Source organism: Protofrankia sp. Cas8 (assembly GCF_963555845.1).
GTDB lineage: Bacteria > Actinomycetota > Actinomycetes > Frankiales > Frankiaceae > Protofrankia.
In genome coordinates, this window is the sequence record NZ_CAUVXI010000116.1 from 1 (window position 1) to 8,583 (window position 8,583).

At 68.5% G+C, this 8,583-nt stretch carries 9 protein-coding genes; 3 read left to right on the forward strand and 6 right to left on the reverse strand.

What is annotated here, in order from left to right:
• Positions 1-700: M48 family metallopeptidase (locus U9977_RS16565; protein ID WP_322750171.1), on the forward strand; the 700-nt coding region annotated here is incomplete at its 5' end.
• 168 nt (positions 701-868) lie between these two features.
• Here U9977_RS16565 and U9977_RS16570 read toward each other — a convergent pair.
• Both U9977_RS16570 and U9977_RS16575 read right to left on the reverse strand, forming a co-directional pair.
• Positions 869-1,927 (reverse strand): endonuclease/exonuclease/phosphatase family protein, encoded by a 1,059-nt coding sequence (locus U9977_RS16570; RefSeq protein ID WP_322750172.1) that lies wholly within the window; start codon positions 1,925-1,927, stop codon positions 869-871.
• Positions 1,928-2,139: 212 nt separating this feature from the next.
• Positions 2,140-3,369 (reverse strand): transcriptional regulator, encoded by a 1,230-nt coding sequence (locus U9977_RS16575; protein WP_416210657.1) that lies wholly within the window; start codon positions 3,367-3,369, stop codon positions 2,140-2,142.
• A gap of 458 nt (positions 3,370-3,827) precedes the next feature.
• Between U9977_RS16575 and U9977_RS16580 the strand changes: the two genes are divergently transcribed.
• On the forward strand, positions 3,828-4,613 hold the full coding sequence (locus tag U9977_RS16580) for an electron transfer flavoprotein subunit beta/FixA family protein (protein ID WP_322750174.1): 786 nt from the start codon (positions 3,828-3,830) through the stop codon (positions 4,611-4,613).
• 13 nt (positions 4,614-4,626) lie between these two features.
• Positions 4,627-5,586 carry an electron transfer flavoprotein subunit alpha/FixB family protein gene (locus tag U9977_RS16585; protein WP_322750175.1) on the forward strand — a complete coding sequence of 320 codons (960 nt, stop codon included), beginning with the start codon at positions 4,627-4,629 and terminating at the stop codon, positions 5,584-5,586.
• A 120-nt stretch (positions 5,587-5,706) separates the two neighbouring features.
• Here the strand turns inward: U9977_RS16585 and U9977_RS16590 are convergent, their stop codons facing one another.
• From U9977_RS16590 to U9977_RS16605, 4 genes are read right to left on the reverse strand one after another with little or no spacing between them, the layout of a single operon-like run.
• Complete coding sequence (locus U9977_RS16590; protein WP_322750184.1) at positions 5,707-6,498, reverse strand: mycofactocin-coupled SDR family oxidoreductase; 792 nt, start codon at positions 6,496-6,498, stop codon at positions 5,707-5,709.
• Positions 6,499-6,512: 14 nt separating this feature from the next.
• Positions 6,513-7,241 carry a mycofactocin biosynthesis peptidyl-dipeptidase MftE gene (gene mftE / locus U9977_RS16595; RefSeq protein WP_322750176.1) on the reverse strand — a complete coding sequence of 243 codons (729 nt, stop codon included), beginning with the start codon at positions 7,239-7,241 and terminating at the stop codon, positions 6,513-6,515.
• Entirely contained in the window at positions 7,225-8,238 is a 1,014-nt protein-coding gene (locus tag U9977_RS16600; protein WP_322750177.1) for a hypothetical protein, read from the reverse strand. Before U9977_RS16600 ends, mftE begins: the two co-directional genes overlap by 17 nt.
• The gene (locus tag U9977_RS16605) at positions 8,216-8,545 is read right to left on the reverse strand and encodes a ferredoxin family protein (protein WP_322750178.1); all 330 of its coding nucleotides are present in this window, start codon (positions 8,543-8,545) and stop codon (positions 8,216-8,218) included. Before U9977_RS16605 ends, U9977_RS16600 begins: the two co-directional genes overlap by 23 nt.
• Between the last annotated feature and the right edge of the window lie 38 nt (positions 8,546-8,583).

Genomic DNA, 8,583 nt, shown 5'->3' on the forward strand with positions numbered 1-8,583 from the left:
GCCTGAGCTCTACATCCGGCGTGGGCCGGTCGATGCCTATACGGCCGGGCACAATCATCCGTACATCGTGCTTTTCACCGATCTCATCGAGATCATGGATGACGATGAGCTGCTGGCCGTGCTCGGGCATGAAATCGGGCACGTCAAATGCGGTCACGTTCTATATGGGACCATGGCACGAATTGTCAGCGGGGCGATGGGCGCGGGAGTGGCCCGGCGGTCGAACGCCGTTGTCAACAACATCGCGGCCTTCGGCCTCGGGGCGGGGCTCGCGGCCTGGTCGCGCAAGGCGGAGCTGACCGCAGACCGGGCGGCGATGCTCGCGGTCCAGGATCCCGATCCATGCGTCCGGATGATGATGAAGTTGGCTGGCGGGGCGACCCGCTGGCTGGACCAGATGAACCCCGCCGCTTTTCTTGAGCAGGCACGGTTGCTTGACGACATGGCCGAGCAGAGCAGGCTGACCCGGTTTCACCGCATGCGGATCCGGACCACCGGATCCCACCCACTCACGGTCGAGCGCGCCCGCTTTTTTGACCAGTGGCTGCGCGAGGACGAGCCCAGGAGGATCCTCGATGGGATCTATGCGGTGCGGGCCGGCAGTCGTGCATGCCTGACCTGCGTGAAGCCGGCGCGGCCGACCGAGAACTTCTGCACGGCCTGCGGAACCGGACTCGCGGTCTGGACCACCTCTGCCTAGCAGGACAGGGCGGGGTGCCGCCGAACACCGGGCGGAGCGCCGCCGAACGATGTGAATCCGGTGTTGCTCCCGTCGCATCAGGTTCACATCGTTCGATGTGATGATCTCCCGGAACGGGTGCCGGAGGCAGCGCAGGGCGAGCCGGAGTCAGCGCAGGGCGAGCGGGAGTCAGCGCAGGGCGAGATCGACGATGAGGGGCTTGTGGTCGCTACCGAACGCCGCGCCCACCTGGTAGCCGGTGACGGCGAACTGCGGCGAGGCCAGGACGTGGTCGATGCGCAGCAGCGGCGGCAGCACCAGGTGGTCCGCGTTCCAGGTGGGCGTCCAGCCGGCACCGACCACGTCGTGGGCATCGCGAAGATGATCATTTAGCAGGCGTTGGAACGGTCGGTGGTCGCGGGTGGCGTTGAAGTCGCCTGCGAGCACCACCGGGATGGGCGTGCGGGCGACGTCGGCCCGCAGGTTGTCCAGTTGGCTGCGCCACCGCGGGGCGGAGCCGCCGTTGATCGGCGCGACCGTGTGGACAGCGAAAAGGCGGAACTGATGCGCCGCGTCCACCTGCACCGTCAGCCGCAGTGACGGCAGGTCTGCAACCGACCGCAGCTCCGGCTCGACCAACGGGAAACGGGAGAACACCGCGATTCCGAACGGATTCGGCTGGGAACGGACGTCCTGGTAGGGGAAAGCTGCCAGTGCCCCGGACTTCTCGACCGCAGCCAGGGTAAGGGGGGTGGCCTCCTCCAGAACGAGGATGTCGGGTCCCTCCGCGCGGATCTGGGTACCCAGCCGTCCGGCGTTCTCGTTCGTGTACAGCAGGTTCGCACTCATCATCCGCACTTTCGCCGAGCCGGCGGGAGCGCTTTCGGGCTTCCCCGGCCAGAGCTCGGGTACGGTCCAGTACAGGTGGGCGATGATGACCAGCGTTGAGACGATCAACAGCCGGTTGCGTCGCAATGCGAAACTGACGGCCAACACCACATAGGCCGGCAGGAATTCGACCGGGGTGAAGGCGTTGATCCCCGAGTAGGGCCAGCTCAGCGCGTCATCCAGATGGAGGGCGCGGCCCAGCGTGATGACCCCGAGGCTGCCGACTGCCAGCCAGGAAAAAAGAATCACCAGAGTCCGCGGCGGAATCACCCCGGCGGCGCCGCGCTTCGATGGCACCACGTGGTCGTCGTCTTCGGGGTACACGGGCAGGTCAGAGCCGGTGTCCGAGTGCGGGGTCATGTTCATAGACTGCCGGCCGGGAGGTTCGTGGCCGGCGGCGGGGCCGACGGAGCGCTTTCAGTCATCGCCAGCCGGTCATCGCCAGCCGGTCATCGCCAGCCGACAGGCGCGGCCGCGGCCGGCGTACGTCACAGGCACCGGCCGGCCGGCATACCCGGCCGCGCCGGCCGGCCGCGTTGTATGTACCTGGCCGCGGTATGTACCTGGCCGCGTTATGCCACCGCCACCTGGGTGTGGCTCTCCGTGCGGGCGATCAGCGGTGCCGAGCGCGCCCGCAACTCCCGGACTGCGACGACATCGTCATGCCGGCTCAACCGGCGGTCAACCTCACGCAACTTGTCGGTGATCCGCGCCGAATCCAACTGGCCGGCGAGGTCAATCGCGCGGCTCGCCGCGTCCAGCGCGGCTTCGACGTCCGGGCCGTGCTGGCGCAGATACGACAGCGCGAGATCCGCCTCGGCATAGCTGCGGGTCCGGGTCCGGGAAGCAGGCGGGCGGGAACGGGATTCCAGTAGCAGGGGTTCGGCCGCCTTCGCCTTGCCGAGCAGCAGAAAACAGTGGCCCTTGCATTCGGCCACGTCCACTTCGTCGTAGTGGGAGGCCCATTGTGGACCGTCACCAGGCTTCGCGCGTTCGAGTTCGTCCTCCATGTCGATCAGCGCCTGGCTGCAGCCGGGCTCGTCGCCCATGCGGCCCAGTGCCCAGGCGTGTTTGTCGTGCAGCATCGCCCGGACCGTGGGAGACGCCGAGCCGTGGGAACGGTCGATGGCGGCCTTCGCCATGGCCAGGCTCTGCCGGTACTGACCGAGGCGGCCGGCCTGGTCGCTCATGGCGGACAGGATCCGGCTGGCGAGCATCGTGTCCCCGCTGTGTTCCGCGAGGCCCAGCGCTTGGATGTAGTAGCGCTGGGCAAGTGCCTGGCGGTCGCAATCCTGAGCGAGCCAGCCACTGAACTGGGTCAGTTCGGCGAGCGAGCTGAACAGGTCCGGCGTGTGGCGGTTCTCCAGCGCCGCTCTCGCGCGGTCGTGCAGGAAGGCGACCACCTGTCCGCGAATCTCGGCGCCGCCGTAGCGGGCGTCGAGCTTGCGGAAGGTCTCGGTCATATCTCTGATCATGGACGCGGTCGGTACCGGAGGTACGATCTCGTCCCGGCTGATCGTTTCGACGACTCCGGTGAGGCTCGCCAGCACGGGGTCGGCGAAGGCGGCGGCGACGAAGACCGCTCCGTCGTATAAGAGGTCGCGTCTGCGCATATCTCGCCCCGAGAGTCCGGCAATAGTCCGAAGAGTGCCCGAGGGTTTCTCGGCTACGGCGAGCCCGAAGTCGTCGCCGTGATAGGCCTCGCCGCGCCAACCGAGATCGGATGGCGCGATGGGGTAGCCGACCAGCATCGACATCTCGGCGGCGGCGAGCTCGGCCACCATGGGGTCACGGGGGCGCATTCCGCGACGCCAGTGCCCTACCGTGGTACGCGCAAGACCGAGATCAACGTTTCGTTGTCGGCGCGCGCGTTCGTTGACCTGTCGGGCGAAGCGAGTGTCGGAGACCGACGCTTCGGCAAGTAACCGTCCGAATAGCGTTTGATGCGGTCCGCAGTTGATCGTTTCTTGATCGGCCAACGATTGTTGTCTTTTCATTGAGCCCCCGTAGCTCATTACGTGATATTTCATGATGCAATGGCCAGACGATGTGTTGTGAGACACAACGTAGTGGAGCTGTCACAATGATGGAAGGGGGCGTGCAGACGCGCGTGCGAATGCACGCACCAGGAGCCTGGCGTGCAGGATGGGTCGAGTGCGACCTGGGTCACGTCGACGATCATTGAGCGTGTCAACGACGCAGGTGCGACCATGTCAAGAGCAATGAAGACCCATGAATGTGGCTACGGAGGCCCCGAGGCGTGAACATCGTCGTCACCGTCAAGCAGGTTCCGGATACCTGGGCGGAGAAGAAGCTCGATCCCGCAACCAGGACGACGGATCGCAAGAGCGTCGACAACGTCATGAACGAAATGGACGAGTACGGGGTCGAGGAGGCCCTGAAGATCAAAGAGGCTCATGGTGGCGAGGTGACGGTGGTCACCATGGGTCCCGAGAAGGCCTTGGAAACCGTGCGTAAGGCACTGTCGATGGGCGCGGACAAGGCCGTCCATATCACCGACGAGGCGCTGGCCGGCTCCGATGCCCTGCAGACGTCCGCTGCGCTCGCGAAGGTTATTTCAACGCTTTCGCCTGATATTGTTATCACCGCTACTGAGGCGTCCGATGCCCGAGGCGGTGTGCTGGGTGCGCTGCTTGCCGAGCGGCTCGGATTCCCGCAGCTGACCCAGGCCCGTAAGGTGACCGTCGACCCGGGTGCCGGCACAGTGCGGATCGAACGGCTGGCTGACAACGGCTACTTCCTCGTGGAAGCGTCCACACCTGTGGTTGTCGGGGTTGTCGAGAAGATCAATCAGCCGCGTTATCCGTCGTTCAAGGGCATCATGGCGGCGAAGAAGAAGCCGCTGACCACTCTGTCCGTCGCGGACGCGGGCCTGGATGCTGGCACGGTGGGCCTCGCCAACGCTGCGTCGACGGTGCTGGACGCTCAGGCCGCTCCGCCCCGTCAGAGCGGAACGATCGTCAAGGACGAGGGCGACGGTGGCACCAGGGCCGCTGAGTTCCTCGCCGCACAGAAGCTGATCTGAGGGGTCTTGTCCGATGGCTGAGGTTCTAGTTCTCGTCGAGCATGCAGACGGCGAGCCGAAAAAAGTCACCGCCGAGCTGCTGACGCTCGCCCGGTCGCTGGGTGAGGCGTCCGCGGTCTTCCTCGGCGCGCCCGGAACGTACGCGAAAGCCAAGGACTTCCTGGCTCAGTACGGCGCGTCCACGGTCTACGTCGTCGAGTCCGAGGACGTCACCGACTACGTGGTGGCCCCGGTGGCTGAGGTCCTGGCCAAGCTGGTGACCGACAGGTCTCCGGTAGCGGTCCTGACCGCGGCCACCCCGGATGCCAGGGAAGCCGCCGCGCGCACGGCGGCCAAGACCGGGTCGGGCCTGATCTGGGACGCGGTCGGCCTCACGCCGGACCTGGCCGCTACCCAAGGCATCTTCGGTGGTTCCACGATCGTCACCTCGAAGGTCACCAAGGGGACGCCGGTCTTCGCGGTGCGGCCGAACACGACCCCACCGGTGGCTGCCCCGGGTACGCCGACCGAGGAGAAGGTCGACATCACGATCTCGGACTCCGCCAGGTCGGCGAAGATCCTTGACCGGGTTGTTGAGGCCAAGTCGGGTCGCCCCGACCTCACCGAGGCGCAGATCGTCGTCTCCGGCGGCCGCGGTCTGGGCGCCGCCGAGCACTTCGCCCTCGTCGAGAAGCTGGCGGACACGCTCGGCGCCGCGGTGGGGGCGTCCCGTGCGGCGACTGACGCCGGCTGGTATCCCCACCAGAACCAGGTCGGGCAGACCGGAAAGACGGTGTCGCCGCAGCTCTACATCGCGGTCGGCATCTCCGGGGCGATCCAGCACCGGGCCGGAATGCAGACGTCCAAGATGATCGTCGCGATCAACAAGGATCCGGAAGCGCCGATCTTCGAATTCGCCGACTACGGCATCGTGGGCGACCTTTTCAACGTCGTCCCGCAGCTCACCGACGCGATCGAGAAGCACAAGGCGTAAGAGCGTATCCCCGGGTAGGTGGCAGCGGTCGCCACAGCGACCGTTGCCACCTACTGTTCGGACGAATGTCGTCCAGCGGTAGGTGGCTTTCGTTGCCATAGCGACCGCTTCCACCGACTGCTAGCCGGTGAAGCCGGCGTCCACCGGCACGACAGCCCCGGTCAGTGCTCCGGCGGCGGGCGAGCACAGCCATGCGACCGCCTCCGCCACCTCGGCCGGGTCGAGGATGCGTCGTTGGAAGGAATGCCGGGCGAACTCGTCGACCCCGTCCAGGTCGTAGACCCGGGCCGTTTCGGCGAGCATCGTCGTGTCCATCGATCCCGGGCACACGACGTTGGCGGTCACCGCCGTGCCGGCCAGGTCCGCGGCCAGGCTGCGGACCAGCCCGACGACGCCGTGCTTGGCCGCGCAGTACGCCGCGAGGCGTGCCAGCGGGCGGGTTCCGGCGGCCGAGGAAACCGCCACGAACCGGCCGGCCGGTGCCGCCAGCAGCGCCGGGACGGCCGCTCGGACCAGGTGGAACACACCGTCGAGATCGACAGCCTGCAGCATCCGCCAGGTCTGGTCGTCGGTCTCCCAGACCGGTGGCCCACCCGCGATCACCCCGGCGACCGCGATCGCGGCGTCGAGGCGTCCGAACCGGTCGAGGGCCGTCGCAACCGCGGCGTCGAGGTCGGTCTGGACCCGGACGTCGGCCCGCACGGCCACCGCCTCGGTGCAGCCCGCAGCGACTTTCGCGAGATCCTCCCAGGTGGCGTACGGGTATCCGCCGTCCGTGGGAGCGGCCGGGGCGGCGGCACCGGTCGCGATGTCGGTGAGGATCAGCCGGTAGCCACGCTCGTCCAGGGCTGCCGCGACCGCGGCACCCAGACCTCGGGCCGCGCCGGTCACCACGGCGACCGGACTTCCCATCCCCGGGTCTTCCGTCACCGGTTCTCCTGCGGTCGGTTCTCGTCCCGGCGGCTTTCATCCCAGCGCGCGACGGCCGTGACCAGGTCGTCCACATAGGCGCGCAGTAGAAGCGCACCTTCGCCCGGCGACGCTCCGGTCGGGTCACCCAGCACACCCGAGGGGCTCAGCGACCCGACCCCACGGCGGATCAGCTCGGCGAGCGGCGGCGACGGTCCGGCGACGGCCCGGTCGAGACGTACCAGGTCGGGCGCCAAGTGCAGCATGAGGGACGTCTCGATCCGTCCTGCGTGCAGGTCCGTGTCGCCGGCCGGTATCCCGAGATCGGTGGCACGAGCCGACCGCGGTGCCCAGGCGAGCACGTGGCGTCCCTCCGAGCGCAGCAGCGTGACCGCTTCCCGTAGGGCCGGGGCGTTGCCGCCGTGCCCGTTCACGAACACCACGCCGGACGCCGTGATGTCGGCGGAGCGGGCGATTTCAACGGCGGCCAGCGCGAGGACGCGGTTGCCCAGCGACAGTGTCCCGGGGAAGTCCGCGTGTTCGCCGCTCGCGCCGTAGGCCAGGGCCGGGGCTGCAAGGACACCGGGCAGTCGCGAGGCCAACCCGTCCGCGAGCGCCCGCGCGATCCGGGTGTCGGTGTCGAGCGGCAGGTGCGGTCCGTGCTGTTCGGTGCTTCCCAGCGGCACGGCGACCAGTGGTGACTGGTCGCGAAGCTCTGGCCAGCAGCGCTCACCGAGCCTGTTCATCGGGACCGGGACCGGGAGCAAGGGCACCGGGGCCGGGGTAGGTACCAGGACCAGGAGCCGGCAGATAACCCCAGGCGCGCAGGGCGGCGAGGACGCGGTCGGCGGCCTGCGGCGGGTCGAGGCGGACGACGGCCCGATCGGTGCCGCGGGTCTCCCCGGCGCTGGTCAGCTGCCTGACACGTTCGCGCGCCGGCAGGGTCGCCGCCGGTGGGAGCAGGACTTTCGGACGGGGACGCAGCGGCACTCTGGTCGCAGGCAGTGATGCCGGGAGAGCGATCCGCACCACGTCGATCGGTGCACGACGGGCCGCGACCACCGCACGCAGCCCGGCGCGACGCAGCGGTGCCGTCCCCGGGTCGACCGAGAGCACCGCCGGCGCCCGCACCCGCAGCCGTTCCCGCCGTCCACCGTCAATGCGTCGTTCGGCCTCGACGACCCCGGGCGCGGTCGGGGCAAGGGACACCAGGCCGAGCGCCTGCGCCACGCCACCGATGCCGTGCCCGCGACCGCGCCCCCGACCGAGGCCGGCGGCAACCAGCGCCGGTACCGCACCCGAGCCGCGGCGTGGGGACCAGCTTCCGGCGACCACGATGTCCGTGCGGGTCATCTGCGCATGATCGGGGTTCCCATGATCGGGGTCCCGACGCAGGGCCGCGATCACACCCGCGGCGACCATCCGCGGGTCGGCGTCAGCGTCGGCGTCGGTGTCCACCCGGATTGCCCTTGCGGCGCCGGCGGCGAGCACCGCCCGCAGGGTGGCGTCGGCGGCGGGCGGCCCGACGGTGAGCACCGCCACCGGCACGGACCAGGCGTCACCAAGACGCAGTGCCCACTCGCAGGCCGCCTGGTCGGCGGCGGACAGGCCGGACAGTCGCTCGTCGATGTGGACCTCGCCGGTCAGCGGGTCCACCTCGACCGCCAGCGGCGAGTGAGCCACCAGCACTGTCACCTGAAGGCCGAGGATGTCGCCGGTTTCAGCCATGGCGGAAGACGACACCGTGGCCTCCCTCCGGATAGCTCCAGGCGATCGCGCCCTGTTCGCCGCAGACCATGTAGCAGGTGCCGCATTCGAAGCACTGCTCGTAGTTGAACAGGATCCCGCCGTCGGATTTCGGCACGAACAGGTCTGCCGGGCAGGCGGTGACACATGCCTTGGTGGTGCACGTCTTGCACACGGTGGAGTCGACGGTGATGTGCGCCTGCTCCGCCACGTCGAAGCGCACCGTGTCCATGCGGTCGGTGAACGACAGCGTGTCCGCGGATGACGGGCGGGCCGGCCAGGGTAGGAAGCGTCGGGTACTCATGGCGGCGTCCCCTTTGACGATCATTGATTAGCCGAAGG

Coding starts and splice junctions, on each gene's coding strand:
- U9977_RS16570 (WP_322750172.1), bottom strand. CDS start 1,927: ATGACCCCGCACTCGGACACCGGCTCTGACCTGCCCGTGTACCCCGAA.
- U9977_RS16590 (WP_322750184.1), bottom strand. CDS start 6,498: ATGGGAAGTCCGGTCGCCGTGGTGACCGGCGCGGCCCGAGGTCTGGGT.
- U9977_RS16585 (WP_322750175.1), top strand. CDS start 4,627: ATGGCTGAGGTTCTAGTTCTCGTCGAGCATGCAGACGGCGAGCCGAAA.
- U9977_RS16605 (WP_322750178.1), bottom strand. CDS start 8,545: ATGAGTACCCGACGCTTCCTACCCTGGCCGGCCCGCCCGTCATCCGCG.
- U9977_RS16575 (WP_416210657.1), bottom strand. CDS start 3,369: ATGCGCCCCCGTGACCCCATGGTGGCCGAGCTCGCCGCCGCCGAGATG.
- mftE (WP_322750176.1), bottom strand. CDS start 7,241: ATGAACAGGCTCGGTGAGCGCTGCTGGCCAGAGCTTCGCGACCAGTCA.